Raw genomic sequence first — 14738 nt, 5'->3', positions numbered from 1 at the left:
TAAGCCGCATGTCTTGGCGGGCAATCGTGACGTCCCGACCCAGCAAACAAGTGTATAAAGAAGGCACTATTGCAATTCCGAAGGAGAACGTCATGGCGACCGAGCCGCACAGCTGCACTTGCTTCATCATCCCGTCCAGTATGCTGCGCAAGCTGGCCGATGCCGCCACCACGCCGGCCGACCGCCACCTGCTGCTGGACCAGTGTGAATCCTCGGCCTACGTGCGGGGCCAGCGTTCGGTCACGCCGGTCGTGGCCGGCATCGCCTCGGTCGGCGAAAAACGCCGCACCATCTTCGACGCCAAACACAAAGCCACCCTGCCCGGCAAGCTGGCGCGCAGCGAAGGCGGCGTGGCGGTGGCCGACGCCTCCGTCAACCAGGCCTACGACGGCGCCGGCACCACCTACGATTTCTATCGCGAAGTGCTCAAGCGCAATTCGATCGACAACAAGGGTCTGCGCATCGATTCCACCGTCCACTACCTGAACAAGTTCAACAACGCCTTCTGGAACGGCCAGCAAATGGTCTACGGCGATGGTGACGGCAAACTGTTCCTGGGCTTCACCGGCGCGCTCGACGTCATCGCGCACGAACTGACCCACGGCGTGACCCAGCACGCCGTGCCAGGCGGCCTGGTCTACGAAAACCAGAGCGGCGCACTGAACGAATCGATCTCGGACGTGTTCGGCAGCATCGTCAAGCAATGGAAGCTCAAGCAGAGCGTCGATCAGGCCGACTGGCTGATCGGCGCCGGCATCCTGGCGCCCAGCGTCGGCAAGGCGCTGCGTTCGATGGCCGATCCCGGCAACAAGGAACTCACCTGGTCGGGCGACGATCAACCGAAAACCATGGCAGGATATGTGGAGGGCGGTGATGTGCACATCAATTCCGGCATACCCAACCATGCTTTTTACGCGGCCGCCATCGCGCTCAAGGGCAACTCGTGGGACAAGGCCGGACCGGTCTGGTACAAGGCGCTCGGCCTGCTGACATCGAACGCCACCTTTGCCGACATGGCCAAAGCCACCACGCAGGCGGCCACGCTGCTGTATGGCGTCGATTCGGCCGAGCAGCACGCGGTGCGGGCGGCATGGAAAGTGGTCGGCGTCGTTTAGGGGAAATCGTATGACACGTTTATCGTTGCGATGCACCGGAGGATTTACCGGCCCGGCCGGCGCGCAGACGCGCACCGTCGACCTGTCGCTGCTGCCGCCGCACCAGGCGCATGAGCTGGAGCACCTGTTGGCGGCCTCCGACTTTTTCGCGCTGCCGGACAAGCTGCTCAAGCCAGCACCGCGCTCGTCGGATTTTTTGTACGACCTCAAGGTGGACCAGGGCCCGCAGGCGCACTGCATCCGCTATCACCTGGACGCCGTGCCGCCGCCGCTGAAGGAACTCACCGACAAGCTCTCGGAAGTCGAGCCCGACTAGCCGATCTTTAATTCCGGATAACCGGTGCGCGCATCCAGCTCGCGCGTGAAGCGCCGGCCGGGCAGCAGCGCCAGCAGCAGTTCCGCCGTGGTGCGCACGATGCAGCCCGCACACACGTGGCCGCCCAGCACCCGCCCCTGCGCGTCCGACACCGACATATGCAGATGCGCGCCGTCGGCCGAGATCGATCCGGCCAAGCTCAGGATCTCCAGGTCGCCGCGCAATTCGTCCGGCTGCGGCGCGCCGGCGTAACGCAACTGCGCCAGGTTCAGGCTGCCAATGCCCTGCAACACGAAGCCCGCCTGGTGGCCGCTGGCGACCAGCGCCGCCACCACCGAGGCGCGCAGATCGTCGCCGGGAGCCAGCCGCAGCGCCAGCGTTTGCATCAGGCCACCATGCGCGCGAATTCGCCCTGCTCGACCAGCTTTTGCAGATCGTCGGCGCCGCCGATCAGCGTGCCTTTCACAAAGATCATCGGGAAGCTCGGCCAGCCGGTCCACATCTTCAGCGCCGTGCGTGGACGCCATTCGGACAGGTAGCTGCCATAGCTCAGGTATTGGTAGGGAGTGCCGAGGCCGTCGAGGATTTTACGGGCCTTGCGCGGGAAAGGATTCAAGCCCATGCCGACCACCACCACGGCATTGGCCGCCACGGCGGCCTGTACTTCGGCCACCAGGTCGCGGTGATAGCCGCCCACGCGCTCGCGCACGGCCGGGTGGATGTGGGCTTCGTCCAGGATGTTACGGCTCATCGGTATTCCTCATGAATGATAGATGAGTAAGAGTAGCCGCAAACCGGCGCGGCGGCATAGCCTTTTCCGCGCCGGGCCCAAGGATCAGAGCGCCAGCTTGGTGATCTTGGTGCCTTCGAGGTTGAGGTTGGCCATCAGGCCGGCGTTGGTCAGCACCAGCGCCTGCACCGGATTGTTGGCGGTGGTGGTGTCGAGCTCGCCGTTGGCGCCGATTTTCAGCAGCGCCACCGAACCGTCGACGCCGGCCGTCCAGCCTTTGCTGTTGCGGAATTTATCCAGCGCTTCACGGGTCATGAACAGCAGCACCACGGCCTTCGATTGCGCGCCGGCCTGGAAGCCGACCGACACCGAGGCCACGCTGTAGTAGTCAACCGACTGGCCGCCGGTGCGCAGCACGCCCTTGCCATATTCGCCGCCCACCACCAGGCCGGCCGCCAGCACGCGCGGGAACACCAGCACGCCGGCCGATTTGCGCACCAGTTCGCGCGAACCCTTCACTTCCGAATACAGGCGCTCCAGCGTCGCGTAGGAACCCTGCTCGATCTCGGTGCGCACGGCAGACGAATCGGCCTTGCCGGCCGAGGTGGTGGTGGTGCAACCGCCCAGCGCCAGGCCGGCGAACATCAGCGCTGCGGTGCTACGGACCAGGAAAGTACGTTTTTGCATGGAAGTCTCCGAAAGAAATGTATGAGCTGTGGGTTGCCATAATAACCATGGCCGTCCCTATTCTGTCATCTTCCGGGATTTCATGCTTTGTCCCATCCGTATCAAACGGGCCGTGCCTGCCCAAACAGGATGGCGCGCTCTTCGGCCGAGATATTGCGCTCCTTGCGGGCGTAGACGTTCTCCACGCCGACGTAGGCCTTGACGGTGGCCGGCCGCGCGCGCATCGCTTCGAACCAGCGTTGCAGGTCGGGGAAATCGGCCAGCTTCTGTCCGTGTCCCTCGTGCGGCACGATCCACGGATAGCAGGCGATGTCGGCGATCGAGAATTCGCCGGCGATGAAGTCGCGCCCTTGCAGCTGCTTGTCCAGCACGCCGTACAGGCGGCTGGTCTCGCGCGTGTAGCGGTCGATGGCGTAAGGCACGGTCTCCGGCGCGTAGATGTTGAAGTGGCCGATCTGTCCCGCCATCGGCCCCAGCCCGGCCACCTGCCAGGTCAGCCATTGCAGCGCCTCCAGCCGCGCGCGCGGATCGCGCGGCAGGCCGAAGCCGCTCTTGTCGGCCAGGTACTGCAGCATGGCGCCGGACTCGAACATGCTCAGCGGCGGGCCGCCGTCGGCCGGCGCGTGGTCCACCAGCGCCGGGATCTTGTTGTTCGGCGAGATGCGCAGGTACTCCGGCGCAAACTGTTCACCCTTGCCGATGTTCACACGGATCAAGCGGTAGTCGAGACCGGACTCTTCCATGTACATGGTCATTTTCAAGCCGTTGGGGGTGGCGGCGTAGTAGAGATCTATCATGTTTTTATTGTGCACCGGGACGACCCGCCGGCGGCATGCCAATCGCGGGATTTTTCAGGAGGCCAATCGGGCCGCACGTCAACGCCCGCCGAAGGCCAGGCGCTTGCCTTCGCGCAGCATGCCGGCGAAGTCGGCCGCCGGGATCGGCTGGCTGAACAGATAGCCTTGCAGCTGGTCGCAGCCCAGCTCGCGCAGGAAGCTCATCTGCTCGGCCGTCTCGACGCCCTCGGCCACGATCTCCTGGCGCAGCTGCTGCCCCATGGTGACGATGGCGCGCGCGATGGCGCAATCGTTTTCTTCATACGGCAGGCCGATGACAAAGGAGCGGTCGATCTTCAGGGTGCTGATCGGGAATTTCTTCAGATAGGCCAGGCTGGAATAGCCGGTGCCGAAGTCGTCCAGCGCCAGCGCCATGCCCATCGCCACCAGCTCGTTCATGATGGCGATCACGTTGTCGGTGCCGCGCACCAGCAGGCTCTCGGTGATTTCCAGGTTGATCTGGTCGGGCTGCACGCCGTGCCGTTCCAGCACCGCCGCGATGCGCTTGGGCAGCTGGTTGTCGAACTGGCGCGCCGACAGGTTGACGGCAATCGGCGGCATGATGAGGTTGGCGTCCTTCCACTCGCGCACCTGGCGGCAGGCTTCCTCCAGCACCCAGGTGCCGAGGTCGAGGATCAGTCCCGTCTCTTCCGCCACCGGGATGAACACGCCCGGCGACACCAGCCCGCGCACCGGATGGCGCCAGCGCAGCAGCGCCTCGGCGCCGACGATGCGGCCGCTGCGCAGGCTGACCTTGGGCTGGTAGTACAGCATCAGCTCGTTGTTGCTGAGCGCCTGGCGCAGCTCGCTCTCGATGCGCAGGTGTTCCTTGGCGCGTTGGTTCATCTCCTCGCTGTAGAACAAAAAGGCCGATTCGATGTTCTGCGCCGCCTTGTTCATCGCCACGTCGGCGTAGCGTATCAGTGTCGGGACGTCGGTGCCGTCCTCGGTGTAGACGGTGATGCCGATGTGGGCGCCCACCTGCAGCCGGTGGTTCTCGATGACGATGGGCGCGGCCAGCGCGGCCAGCAGCTTTTGCGCGACGATGGCCGCGTGTTCGCGCTTTTCCACGTGCAGCAGCGCGACCGCGAACTTGTGGCCGTCCAGCCGCGCCAGCACGTCGGCCTCGCGCAGCGACAGCCGGAACAGGCGGCCGATCTCGCACAGCAGGCCGTTGCCGATGTCGTGGCCCAAGGTGTCGCTGATGGCGCCGATGCGGGTGATCTCGATCACCAGCAGCGCGCCGTGCTCCTGCGAGCGCTTGGTCTCGGTCAGCGCCTGGCCGACCAGCTGGTTCAGCAGACACAGGTTGGGCAGGCCGGTCAGCGTGTCGTAGTTGGCCATGCGCTGCATGCGCGCCTCGGCGTCCTTGTGCACGCTGATGTCGGAAAACAGCGAGAAGGTGTGGCTGATCTTGCCCTGCTCGTCGCGCACCACGCTGATGGTCACCGATTGCGGAAACAGCTCGCCGTTCTTGCGCTTGCCGATGATCTCGCCGCGCCACGGGCCCTGGCCCTGCATGGCCGAGCGCACCTTGGCGCGGAACTCGGCGTCGTGCACGCCAGAGCGCAGCAGGTCGGGCGTCTTGCCTATCGATTCCTCCGGCGTGTAGCCGGTGATGCGGGTGAACGAGGAATTGATCGAGACGATGCGCTCGTGGGCGTCGGTGATCAGCACGCCCTGGTCGCTGTCCTCGATGATGCGGGCGTGCAGGTTGAGCTTGTCCTCTTCCGACAAGGCTTCGTTGACCTTGGTGAGCTTGATCAGCATGCCGACCGGATCGCCGCCTTCGTCGTGGCGCAGCAGGATGTGCAGGTTCACCCAGATCAGTTCGCCATTCTTCTTGCGTCGACGCACCTCGGTATGGGCGCCGTCGGCGGGGTTGCCGTCGGTCTCGAAGAACAGCTCGGCGATGTTGCCGTCGTCGTCGCCCTCGGCGTACAGGAACAGCACGTGCTGGCCCAGCGCTTCCGCGGCGCTGTAGCCGAACATCTGCTGGGCGCCGGGGTTCCAGCCGGTCAGGTAGCCGGTCAGGTCCAGTTCCAGTTCGGCGTCCGCCGGAAGCGCCGCCTTGGCGGGCACGCCAAGGCCCGCTTCGGCCAGCGCGGCGTCGAGCCTGGCCAGCGTCGCCGCCAGCGCCTCGCCCGATTCGCTGCGCGCCTGCCGGCTCAGCGCAAGGCAACGCTCGATCGCGTCATGCATGGGGAGCACCTGCCTTGCCCGCCGAAACGCCCTGCATCCATAAGTAGGCGTCGGCCAGGATCTGGTTGAAGCCGGCGTTGTCGATCTGCAGCGCCTGCAAGCCTTGCGTCAGCGCCGCGACATCGTCGTGTTCGGCGGCCTCGACCACGCTGAGCAACTGGCCCAGCTCGCCTTCACGCGACAGCAGCGCCTGCTGCACGGCTTCGCTGATGGTCAGCGGTTTCAGCACCTCGGCCAGCGGCATGCCGAACAACACGCCCAGCAGCGAGAACATGCCGGCCATGAAGGCCTGCTCCTGGTGCGGCTTGTCGTGGCCGGCGGCCTTGGCCAGCAGCTCCATCGCCCGCGCCCGCACCGACACCCGCGCCAGCAGCATGGCCGAGCGCTGGTCGGCCTCGCGCGACGAGAACAGCATCAGGTTGAGCCAGCGGCGCAGCTGCGAGCGGCCCAGGATCAGAATGGCTTGCGAAAAACTGGTGACGCGGCGGCCGGTGCCCATGCCCAGCGAATTGACCAACCGCAGCAGGTGGTAGGACAGCGTCGGGTCCTGGCGCAGCAGCGCTTCGATTTCGTGGGTGTCGGCGTCGGCCGAGACCAGCTGCACCAGCTTGAGCGCCAGCGCGCGCGAGGCGGCCTGGCTGCCGACCGGCTTGGGCGGCGGCGCCAAAAACCAGTCGCCCTCGATCCACGCCACATTGGTGGGCAGCTCGGCGGCCAGCGGGCTGTCGCTGTGCAGGACTTTGTCGGCCGGCAGCGCTTTCCAGCCGGCCTCGTCCAGCATTTGATGGACGGCCTGGGCATCGGCCTGGCCGGCGCCATGGCGGCAGCGGTAGTAGCAACTCATGCTGCCGGAGGCCAGTTCCTGCAAGACGCCAGCCGGCACCGTATCGACCTGCAAGCCACTGGCATCGAGCAGCAACGCCGTCGGCACGCCGTTGCGGTCGGCCAAAGGATGCAAAAACACAGGCGGCATGGCAGTCGTAGCGGTCATTGAAGGTGTCCAGCGAAAGCGGTCGGTGATCTTGCTATGGTACTCCGAAATTATTGGCGTCGGCCAACATTATGCTGGCGAACCGGGCAATATCAAACGGTGTGGCAAGTGCCCGAGCAGCCGCTCGAACAGTCCCGGCTGTTTCATGCGGTCCAGCCACCACTGCAGCGCGGCGCCGTGCTCGCCGCTGCGCCAGGCCAGGTAGAAGGTTTCGGCCGGCTTGGGCTCCTCCACCTCCTTCTCGACCAGCAGGCCGGCGGCGATGGCGGCGCGCGCGCACGGCTCCGGCAGGAAGCCGAAGCCCATGCCGGCCAGCTGGAACTGGAACTTGGCGGCCATGTCGGGCACGGTCAAGGTATCCTGGCCCAGCAGCAGACCGACGGTGCGCGGCGGCATCTGGCGCGCACCGTCGGCCACGCTGACGGCGCGATGTTGCTGCAAATGCACGCGGTCCAGCCGGCCCGGCACCGCCGCCAGCGGGTGCGACGGCGCCACCGCGAACACGAAGCCGATCTTGCCGATCGGCAGGGAGACGTAGCCGCCGCCGGCCGGGCCGTCGCCCGCCACGCCCACCAGCAGGTCGGCGCGGCGGTCCAGCAGCGCTTCCCAGGCGCCGGACAGGGCTTCCTGCACGATGCGCAGCCGGGTCTGCTGGGCGACTTGGTAGAAGGCTTTGATATCGTCATGGAACATGCAGGCCGAGAACATCGAATCCATGCCGACCGCCAGCTCGGTCTCCCAGCCGGAGGCCACCCGGCGCACGCGGTGCTCCAGGTCCTGCGCGGCTTTCAGCAGGTAGCGGCCTTCTTTCAGCAGCTCGACGCCGGCCGCCGTCAGCACCACGCGCGGGCCGTTGCGCTCGAACACCTGCACGCCGAGGTCGTCCTCCAGCTTGCCGACGGTGTAGGAAATGGTCGAGGGCACGCGGTGCAGCTCCTTGCCGGCGGCGGAGAACGAGCCGCGCCGGTCGATGGCGTCGACGATTTGCAGGGCTTCGAGGCTGAGTCTGAGCATTCGATTTTTTCGATAGTAAAGCGGTAAATTTTCCGTTTTTTTAATCCCAAGCACCCGTTTATACTGTGATTCATGGATGCAGCGAGCAGAAAACAGCTTTCAAAATTATCGCACATTAACTTAAAAGAAACGGAGCCCTACCATGTTGCAAATTCGTAAAAGTGAAGAACGCGGCGTCGCCAACCACGGCTGGCTGCAATCGCGCCACACCTTCTCGTTCGGCAGCTATCACGATCCGAAACATACCGGTTTCGGCCCGCTGCTGGTCATCAACGAAGACCAGGTCCAGGGCGGCCAGGGGTTCGGCACCCACGGCCACCGCGACATGGAAATCATCTCCTACGTGCTCAGCGGCGCGCTGGAGCACAAGGACAGCATGGGCACCGGTTCGGTGCTGCATTACGGCGACGTCCAGCGCATGAGCGCCGGCAACGGCGTGCGTCACAGCGAGTTTAACCACTCGCCGAACGAACAGGTGCATTTCCTGCAAATCTGGGTCCAGCCCAACCAGACCGGCATAGCGCCGAGCTACGAGGAAAAGCACTTCACGCCGGAGAGCAAGCTGGGCCAGCTGCGCCTGATCGCCTCCAGCGACGGCCGCGACGGCTCGGTGCTGATCCACCAGGATGCGGCGATCTACGCCACCATCATGACGGCGGGCGACAGCCTGAAACACGAGCTGGCCGCGGGGCGCCAGTCCTATGTCCACGTGATCCGTGGCGAGCTGACGGTCAACGGCACGGCGCTCAAAGGCGGCGATGCGCTGAAAATCACCGGGGAAACGCTGGTGACCTTGCAGGACGCCAAAGCGGCGGAAGTGTTGGTCTTCGACCTGCCCGCATAACAGGTAGAGGGCGGCCTAAAAAAACTTTCCGCCAGTTTTGGTATCATGAAGGGCGCGCCGGGTCTGTTCGAACAGCCCGGCGCGCCTTTTTTACCTTGAATCTCAATCAATTGAAGAGCATAGCTATGTCGCAGAGCGCAGCAACCCCGGCAACAGACGAACTGGATTACATGACTTCCTGCGCCCTGCCGACCCCCTGGGCCCAGTTCACGCTGCACGCCTTTGTCGAAAAGGCCAACGGCAAGGAACACCTGGCGATGGTGCTGGGCGACATCGGCAACGGCGAGCCGGTGCTGGCGCGCGTGCATTCCGAGTGCCTGACCGGCGACGTGCTGTTCTCGCAGCGCTGCGACTGCGGCGCCCAGCTCGAAGGCGCGCTCAAAAAGATCGCCGCCGAAGGCCGCGGCGTGCTGCTGTACCTGCGCCAGGAAGGCCGCGGCATCGGCCTGATCAACAAGATCCGCGCCTACCGGCTGCAGGAAGCCGGCGCCGACACGGTGCAGGCCAACGAGCAGCTGGGCTTCAAGCCGGACCAGCGCACCTATGGCCTGGTGCAGCCGATGCTGGCGCAGTTCGGTGTCAAAAGCTTACGCCTGATGACCAATAATCCGCGTAAGATCGATGCCATGACCAAACTGGGCATCGAGGTGGCCGAGCGCGTTCCGCTGCTGGTCAACCGCAACGCCTTTAACCAGCACTACCTGAACACCAAGGCAGCCAAGCTGGGCCACATGATGACGCCGCTGACCCCGGCGCCGGTGGAGGATGGCGCGCTGTAAGGTTGATTTTTAAAGGTTGAACTTTAAGGACTGCATGAAATTCAACAAGCTTGCCCTTGCCATCGCCCTGACCTGGGCCAACGCCGCCGCGCTGGCGGCATCGGGCGCGAACACGGCGGCCGCGCCACCGCAACTGGCCGCCGCCCAGCCTTCCGCCAAGGCCTCGGCGCCCGCCGCCGACAACGCCGACGCCGCCCCGCTGCCGCCGCCCTCCAGCGCGGCCCAGCATCTCTACGGTTCCGCCAAGAACGATATCCTGCAAGTGCGCTCGCTGCTCAAGAGCGGCCGCACGCAATCGTCGGTCGGCTCCGGCTTTTTAATCGGCACCAGCAACCTGGTGGTCACCAATTACCACGTGGTCTCACAGTTCGCGCTCGATCCCGACACCTACGTCGGCGAATGGGTGGACACCAGCGGCCAGCGCGGCAATGTCGAACTGCTGGCGGTGGACGTGCTGCACGACCTGGCCGTGTTGCGCGTGAGCCGCAACGGCACCGGCTTCTTCAAGATCCCCGAGCAGCTGGCCAAGCTGACCCAGGGCCAGTACCTGTACTCGCTGGGCAATCCGCTCGACCTGGGCTTCGCCATTTCCGAAGGCGCCTACAACGGCGTGATCGCGCGCAGCTTCTACGACCAGCTGATGTTCACCGGCCCGATCAACGCCGGCATGAGCGGCGGCCCCAGCGTGACGGTGGACGGCGCGGTGGCCGGCGTCAACGTCTCCAAGCGCCTCGATGGCGAACTGGTCAGCTTCCTGGTGCCGGCCCGCTTTGCGCAGGACTTGCTCAAGCGCGTGGCGCAGCAAACGAAACCACCGACCGACTTCACCGCCGTGGTCGCCGCCCAGTTGCTGAACCATCAGCGCGCCATGGTCGACCAGTTGCTGGCCAGTCCGCTGACCCTAAAACCGATGGGCCCGTATCAAGTGCCGGTGCGCGAGTCCGAGCAGATGCGCTGCTGGGGCCGCTCCAACGTCAAGGCCGACAAGCCGTTCACGGTGGACGACGCCAGTTGCGCGATGGAGTCGGCGATCTTCGTCAGCGGCTCGCTGCAAACTGGCCAGCTGAGCATACGCCACCAGTATCTGCGCAGCACCGGCCTGGACCAGCTGCGCTTCGCGCAACTGGCCAGCGCCTCGTTCAAGAACGAGAATTTCGGCAGCCACAAGGACACCCGCCTGACCGGCCCGCAATGCACCGAGGACTTCGTCAAGAACAAGGACTTGCCGCTGCGCGCCGTGCTGTGCGTGCGCGCCTACCGCAAGTTCGCCGGCCTGTACGATTTCGCGCTGCTGACCGCCAGCACCGACCAGGGCTTGATGAGCCTGCAAAGCCGGCTCGACGCGCGCGGCGTCTCGTATGAAAACGGCCTGCGCCTGTCGCGCGTGTTCATCGAATCGCTGGGCCTGGCGCCGGTGGCCAGGAAGCCCGCCGTGGCGGCCGTGCCGGCCAAGGGAGGCAAGCAATGAAAGCCCCCTACTTCATCGAAATCCTGGCCCGCAACGGCGACGTGCTGCACCGTCACAAAGTCGCCGGGCTGCCGATCCGCCTGGGCCGCGGCTACGATAACGACGTCATCCTCGACGACGCCCACAGCGCCGCCACCCACGCCGTGGTCGACGCCAACGAGGAAGGCGAACTGGTGCTGCGCGACCTGGGCAGCAATAACGGCACTTACCTGAACGGCAAGCGCCAGACCAGCGTGGTGCTGGCCGGCGACACTATGGTGCGCCTGGGCCACACACGGCTGCGGGTGCGCGCGGCCGATTTCCCGGTCGCCGACGAACGGGCCGACACCACCATGCACGGCTGGGAAGGCGCGGCGCCGGCCACCATCGGCCTGGCGCTGATCGCCATCTTTACCTGCGCGGAAACCTGGCTGTCCGACGTCGAACCGTTCGCACTGATACGCTACCTGCTGGTGCTGGCAAGCAGCCTGGCCGCAGGCCTGCTGTGGAGCAGCGTGTGGGCGCTGGCCAACCGTTTGTTCGGCAGCCACGCGCGGCTGGGCCGGCACTTGTTCATTCTCGGCAGCGGCCTGGCCGTGCTGGGCATATGGCGGGTTGGCGGCGCGGCGCTGGCATATGCGTGGTCGGCCGAGGCGTTCACCCGCTACGGCAACCTGGTCACGCTGGCGATCGCCTGCGGCATGGTGTTCTTCCACCTGATCACCATCAAGCCCCACCATCCACGACGCTTCGCCGTCAGCTGCTGGGTGATGCTGGTCGGCGGCGCCGGCCTGATGCTGATGACCAATCTGCAAAGCACGGGGCGCGCCTCGGACGAGCTGTACATGTCGGTGCTGCTGCCGCCGGAAGTGCGCCACAGTCCCGACCGCAGCGTCAACCAGTTCATGGCCGACGCCGCCAAGCTGAAAACCGGCGCCGACGCCGCCCGCGTCCGCGCGGTCAAGGATGGCGCGCCGGAAACCGACGACGACGACGGCGACGAATAAGCCGCCTTGAAGTTATCGTGTCGATATGACGGTGGCTCGTTCGTCGTCACTTTGAAATCAGGCATCGGCGCCGTGGTTTCAGAGGATGGCGCCGTCCGGCCACCATCACAAGGAGACTTCGATGACAATCACCATTACTGCTTTTGAACGGTCGCCCGATGGCGGCATGGGGCTGGCGCGCGATACGCGCGTACGCTGGGCGCTTGAAGAAACGGGCCAACCGTATGAGGTGCGCCCTGTTTCGTTCGCGGCGATGAAGGAGCCCGCGCATCTGGCCATTCATCCATTCGGCCAGATTCCAACCTATGAGGACGGCGATCTAGTGCTGTTCGAGTCGGGCGCGATCATTTTCCATATCGCTTCGCACTATCCTGGATTGCTGCCCAACGACGCCAACGCCCGTGCTCGCGCGATCACCTGGATATTTGCCGCACTCAACACGGTGGAACCGGCCATCCTTGAACTGGTCACCGCAAAATTTCTGGAGGGCGACAAGCCCTGGACCAAAGAACGCCTGCCCCTGATTGCGGACCGCATCCGCGAACGGCTGAGGCTGCTGTCCGCCCGCCTGGGTGATGCAAATTGGCTGGATGGCGAGTTCAGCGCGGGCGACCTGACCATGGCGTCGGTACTGCTCAGGCTTAGGCCATCGGGCCTGCTCAATGAATTTCCCCGACTTGCCGACTATGTCGCCCGCAGCGAAGCGCGCCCTGCGTACAAACGCGCTTTCGCCGACCAATTGGCGTTTAACACTGGCGCGCCACCGGCCCGCTGACTGAGGCAATTCACTTTTCTTGGCGCCGTTACGCTTCGCGAGTTTTTTCTGTGCTGGTCGAAGCTAAACTAAGGCTCTTTATCCAAAAGGAGGTTTTGCAATGAAAAGCGCCTTGTACGTGACGATGCTGGCCTCCAGCGGGCTGGCATGGCTTCCACCCGGGTCCTGATATGCGCGCTCAAAAACTTACCTCCGATCTGCTAATGCTAGCTGGCATAGCTCCTTTCCTTGTTGTGATAAGTTTCTTAGCCATGAATGCCGGCTCAAAGGGAGACGATGCACTGGGAGCGGTTTTCGCCGCTGCCATTGGCTACGGCATTACATACGTTTTGACGCTGTCATGTGCGTTTCCCGCAGCGCTCTGGTCCTACCGCCTCTCGAAGGATAGACAAACAATAGGAAGCCGATACTCGTCAATCGCGCGCGCGATTGTGATATTCATCATGGCATCGCCTTTTCTCTTTTGCCTGTTTGCTGTTTTGTACTTGGCATTAGCTCATTTACCCTAAGCGATCGACGTAAAAAAACCCGCCGGCCTGAACGCGCTTAACATCGCGCTCAGTGCCGGCGGGCTTTTTTATGTGCTGTCTGTTACTTGGCTGCTTTGCGGCGGCGGGCGATGAAGCCAACCAGGCCCAGGCCTGCCAGCATCATGGCGTAGGTTTCCGGCTCAGGTACAGCGGCGGTGACGGACACATTGTCCAGCACAGCGCCCGACCAGCCGTCGCCACCGACGCTGCTGAACACCAGCGCTTGCGAACCACCGGTGGTGGTGAAGTTGAAGGTGTGGTTGGTGACAGGAGTGCTGCCGTCGAACGCGTAGTGGTTGCCGCCGACGAACACGTCCAGGCCGGCGCCGTGCGAGTATGGGTTGTGGGTCAGGTCGAACGACAGCGTGTAGGTGGTGCCGGCGACGGTATTGAACGATTGCGACAGGACGCCAGGACCTGGCGAACCCAGCATGTCGATGCTGTTGCCCGAAATCGCGTTGTAGCTGTTGTTGATGATGTCGACCGAGTTACCACCGACGGTCCAGTTGGCGATCGCGCCGTCGCCAGCACCCACCACGACGTAGTTGTTCAGATTGACGCCGCTGGCGATCTCAAAGTCGCCGTTCTGGATCAGGTTGGCGGCCGATGCGGCGCCCGAAACGCTTGCTGCGGCGATGGCTGCGGCCAGGATCAGTTTAGACATTTTCATGTTGTGACTTTCAAAAAGGTGGGAACGGCGACTCAATGACGCTATTCTACCGATTAATTTCAAAGACACAACTAAAATTTCATTTTGTTACTGAATATGTTTTAAATACAATATTTCGACGGCATCAAGAAGGCCATCCACGCAGCACTTGGTCCACCACTTCCTGCAGCTGTTTGCGGGTGGCGCCGGCCGCCGCCTGCACCGCCATCCCATTGGAAACCGTCATCACATAGCGCGCCATCTGACCCGAGCAACTGTCCGCCGGCAGGTCGCCATCGGCCTTGGCGCGTTCCAGCCGCGCACGCAATTTGCCTTCGCTGGCGGCGCGGCGTTCGATCAAAGTGTCGCGAATCGGCAACGCATCGTCGCTGCAGGCGAGCGCGCCGTTGATCACCAGGCAACCGTGCGGGTTCTCGGACTCGGTCTGGGCGTCGGCATTGCCGCGCAAAAAATACTCGACCACGGCGCGCGCGGTCGGCTGCGCCAGCGCCGCGTTGAACAGCGGATCGTGGGATGCGGCATAGCGTTCCAGCGCCATGCGGAACAGATTTTCCTTGTTGCCGAACACGGCATACAGGCTGGGACGGTTCATGCCCATCGCCTCGGTCAGTTCCGGCAGCGAACTGCCTTCGTAACCCTTTTCCCAGAACACTTTCATGGCCTTGTCCAAGGCCGTCTCCGCGTCAAAGGTGCGCGGACGGCCGGACTTGCGAGCTGTAGCGGAAATATATTTCATACCGATCGGTTAAAAATTCGTTGACAAAGTTCTGCGCGGACCTCATTATGAACCGATCA

Annotated in this window: 16 protein-coding genes; 7 read left to right on the top strand and 9 right to left on the bottom strand. The window is 64.0% G+C overall.

What is annotated here, in order from left to right:
* Positions 1-92: 92 nt before the first annotated feature.
* Both KVP70_RS22115 and KVP70_RS22110 read left to right on the top strand, forming a co-directional pair.
* Positions 93-1115 carry a M4 family metallopeptidase gene (locus KVP70_RS22115; RefSeq protein ID WP_217944380.1) on the top strand — a complete coding sequence of 341 codons (1023 nt, stop codon included), beginning with the start codon at positions 93-95 and terminating at the stop codon, positions 1113-1115.
* 10 nt (positions 1116-1125) lie between these two features.
* Positions 1126-1431: a protealysin inhibitor emfourin gene (locus KVP70_RS22110; protein ID WP_217944378.1), complete on the top strand. Its 306-nt coding sequence runs from the start codon at positions 1126-1128 to the stop codon at positions 1429-1431.
* Here the strand turns inward: KVP70_RS22110 and KVP70_RS22105 are convergent.
* The 7 genes from KVP70_RS22105 to KVP70_RS22075 all read right to left on the bottom strand — a co-directional run bounded on the left by KVP70_RS22105 (position 1428) and on the right by KVP70_RS22075 (position 7891).
* On the bottom strand, positions 1428-1817 hold the full coding sequence (locus tag KVP70_RS22105; RefSeq protein WP_217944376.1) for a PPC domain-containing DNA-binding protein: 390 nt from the start codon (positions 1815-1817) through the stop codon (positions 1428-1430). The genes KVP70_RS22110 and KVP70_RS22105 overlap by 4 nt on opposite strands.
* Positions 1817-2182 (bottom strand): glutaredoxin, encoded by a 366-nt coding sequence (locus KVP70_RS22100; protein ID WP_116988067.1) that lies wholly within the window; start codon positions 2180-2182, stop codon positions 1817-1819. The genes KVP70_RS22105 and KVP70_RS22100 overlap by 1 nt, the downstream gene beginning before the upstream one ends.
* Positions 2183-2266: 84 nt before the next feature.
* Entirely contained in the window at positions 2267-2848 is a 582-nt protein-coding gene (locus KVP70_RS22095) for a BPSL1445 family SYLF domain-containing lipoprotein (RefSeq protein ID WP_217944374.1), read from the bottom strand.
* Positions 2849-2949: 101 nt separating this feature from the next.
* Positions 2950-3645, bottom strand: coding sequence for a glutathione S-transferase N-terminal domain-containing protein (locus KVP70_RS22090; RefSeq protein WP_217944372.1), 696 nt, complete (start codon positions 3643-3645; stop codon positions 2950-2952).
* Positions 3646-3723: 78 nt separating this feature from the next.
* Positions 3724-5886 carry a putative bifunctional diguanylate cyclase/phosphodiesterase gene (locus KVP70_RS22085; RefSeq protein ID WP_217944371.1) on the bottom strand — a complete coding sequence of 721 codons (2163 nt, stop codon included), beginning with the start codon at positions 5884-5886 and terminating at the stop codon, positions 3724-3726.
* Complete coding sequence (locus KVP70_RS22080) at positions 5879-6877, bottom strand: EAL and HDOD domain-containing protein (RefSeq protein WP_217944369.1); 999 nt, start codon at positions 6875-6877, stop codon at positions 5879-5881. The genes KVP70_RS22085 and KVP70_RS22080 overlap by 8 nt, the downstream gene beginning before the upstream one ends.
* A gap of 69 nt (positions 6878-6946) precedes the next feature.
* The gene (locus tag KVP70_RS22075; RefSeq protein WP_217944367.1) at positions 6947-7891 is read right to left on the bottom strand and encodes a LysR substrate-binding domain-containing protein; all 945 of its coding nucleotides are present in this window, start codon (positions 7889-7891) and stop codon (positions 6947-6949) included.
* A gap of 142 nt (positions 7892-8033) precedes the next feature.
* Between KVP70_RS22075 and KVP70_RS22070 the strand changes: the two genes are divergently transcribed.
* The 5 genes from KVP70_RS22070 (at position 8034) to KVP70_RS22050 (ending at position 12743) form a co-directional block, all read left to right on the top strand.
* Entirely contained in the window at positions 8034-8735 is a 702-nt protein-coding gene (locus KVP70_RS22070) for a pirin family protein (RefSeq protein WP_217944365.1), read from the top strand.
* Between the two features lie 125 nt (positions 8736-8860).
* On the top strand, positions 8861-9514 hold the full coding sequence (gene ribA / locus KVP70_RS22065) for a GTP cyclohydrolase II (RefSeq protein WP_217944363.1): 654 nt from the start codon (positions 8861-8863) through the stop codon (positions 9512-9514).
* 34 nt (positions 9515-9548) lie between these two features.
* Positions 9549-10982 carry a S1 family peptidase gene (locus tag KVP70_RS22060; protein ID WP_217944361.1) on the top strand — a complete coding sequence of 478 codons (1434 nt, stop codon included), beginning with the start codon at positions 9549-9551 and terminating at the stop codon, positions 10980-10982.
* Complete coding sequence (locus KVP70_RS22055; RefSeq protein ID WP_217944359.1) at positions 10979-11968, top strand: FHA domain-containing protein; 990 nt, start codon at positions 10979-10981, stop codon at positions 11966-11968. Before KVP70_RS22060 ends, KVP70_RS22055 begins: the two co-directional genes overlap by 4 nt.
* 121 nt (positions 11969-12089) lie before the next feature.
* Complete coding sequence (locus tag KVP70_RS22050; RefSeq protein WP_217944358.1) at positions 12090-12743, top strand: glutathione S-transferase family protein; 654 nt, start codon at positions 12090-12092, stop codon at positions 12741-12743.
* 591 nt (positions 12744-13334) lie between these two features.
* Here KVP70_RS22050 and KVP70_RS22045 read toward each other — a convergent pair.
* Positions 13335-13943: a choice-of-anchor C family PEP-CTERM protein gene (locus KVP70_RS22045; RefSeq protein ID WP_217944356.1), complete on the bottom strand. Its 609-nt coding sequence runs from the start codon at positions 13941-13943 to the stop codon at positions 13335-13337.
* A 124-nt stretch (positions 13944-14067) separates the two neighbouring features.
* Positions 14068-14679: a TetR/AcrR family transcriptional regulator gene (locus tag KVP70_RS22040; RefSeq protein WP_217944354.1), complete on the bottom strand. Its 612-nt coding sequence runs from the start codon at positions 14677-14679 to the stop codon at positions 14068-14070.
* Between the last annotated feature and the right edge of the window lie 59 nt (positions 14680-14738).

The sequence above is a fragment of the Duganella violaceipulchra genome (assembly GCF_019166075.1).
GTDB lineage: Bacteria > Pseudomonadota > Gammaproteobacteria > Burkholderiales > Burkholderiaceae_D > Rugamonas > Rugamonas violaceipulchra.
The sequence above is the reverse complement of the archived record's forward strand: the minus strand, read 5'-3'. Positions and strand labels throughout refer to the sequence as shown.

Bases quoted from the DNA above. Each gene is read 5' to 3' on its own strand.
- KVP70_RS22060 (WP_217944361.1), top strand. From the start codon at position 9,549: ATGAAATTCAACAAGCTTGCCCTTGCCATCGCCCTGACCTGGGCCAAC.
- KVP70_RS22070 (WP_217944365.1), top strand. From the start codon at position 8,034: ATGTTGCAAATTCGTAAAAGTGAAGAACGCGGCGTCGCCAACCACGGC.
- KVP70_RS22080 (WP_217944369.1), bottom strand. From the start codon at position 6,877: ATGACCGCTACGACTGCCATGCCGCCTGTGTTTTTGCATCCTTTGGCC.
- KVP70_RS22095 (WP_217944374.1), bottom strand. From the start codon at position 2,848: ATGCAAAAACGTACTTTCCTGGTCCGTAGCACCGCAGCGCTGATGTTC.
- ribA (WP_217944363.1), top strand. From the start codon at position 8,861: ATGTCGCAGAGCGCAGCAACCCCGGCAACAGACGAACTGGATTACATG.
- KVP70_RS22050 (WP_217944358.1), top strand. From the start codon at position 12,090: ATGACAATCACCATTACTGCTTTTGAACGGTCGCCCGATGGCGGCATG.
- KVP70_RS22085 (WP_217944371.1), bottom strand. From the start codon at position 5,886: ATGCATGACGCGATCGAGCGTTGCCTTGCGCTGAGCCGGCAGGCGCGC.
- KVP70_RS22040 (WP_217944354.1), bottom strand. From the start codon at position 14,679: ATGAAATATATTTCCGCTACAGCTCGCAAGTCCGGCCGTCCGCGCACC.
- KVP70_RS22045 (WP_217944356.1), bottom strand. From the start codon at position 13,943: ATGAAAATGTCTAAACTGATCCTGGCCGCAGCCATCGCCGCAGCAAGC.
- KVP70_RS22090 (WP_217944372.1), bottom strand. From the start codon at position 3,645: ATGATAGATCTCTACTACGCCGCCACCCCCAACGGCTTGAAAATGACC.
- KVP70_RS22055 (WP_217944359.1), top strand. From the start codon at position 10,979: ATGAAAGCCCCCTACTTCATCGAAATCCTGGCCCGCAACGGCGACGTG.
- KVP70_RS22100 (WP_116988067.1), bottom strand. From the start codon at position 2,182: ATGAGCCGTAACATCCTGGACGAAGCCCACATCCACCCGGCCGTGCGC.
- KVP70_RS22115 (WP_217944380.1), top strand. From the start codon at position 93: ATGGCGACCGAGCCGCACAGCTGCACTTGCTTCATCATCCCGTCCAGT.
- KVP70_RS22075 (WP_217944367.1), bottom strand. From the start codon at position 7,891: ATGCTCAGACTCAGCCTCGAAGCCCTGCAAATCGTCGACGCCATCGAC.
- KVP70_RS22105 (WP_217944376.1), bottom strand. From the start codon at position 1,817: ATGCAAACGCTGGCGCTGCGGCTGGCTCCCGGCGACGATCTGCGCGCC.
- KVP70_RS22110 (WP_217944378.1), top strand. From the start codon at position 1,126: ATGACACGTTTATCGTTGCGATGCACCGGAGGATTTACCGGCCCGGCC.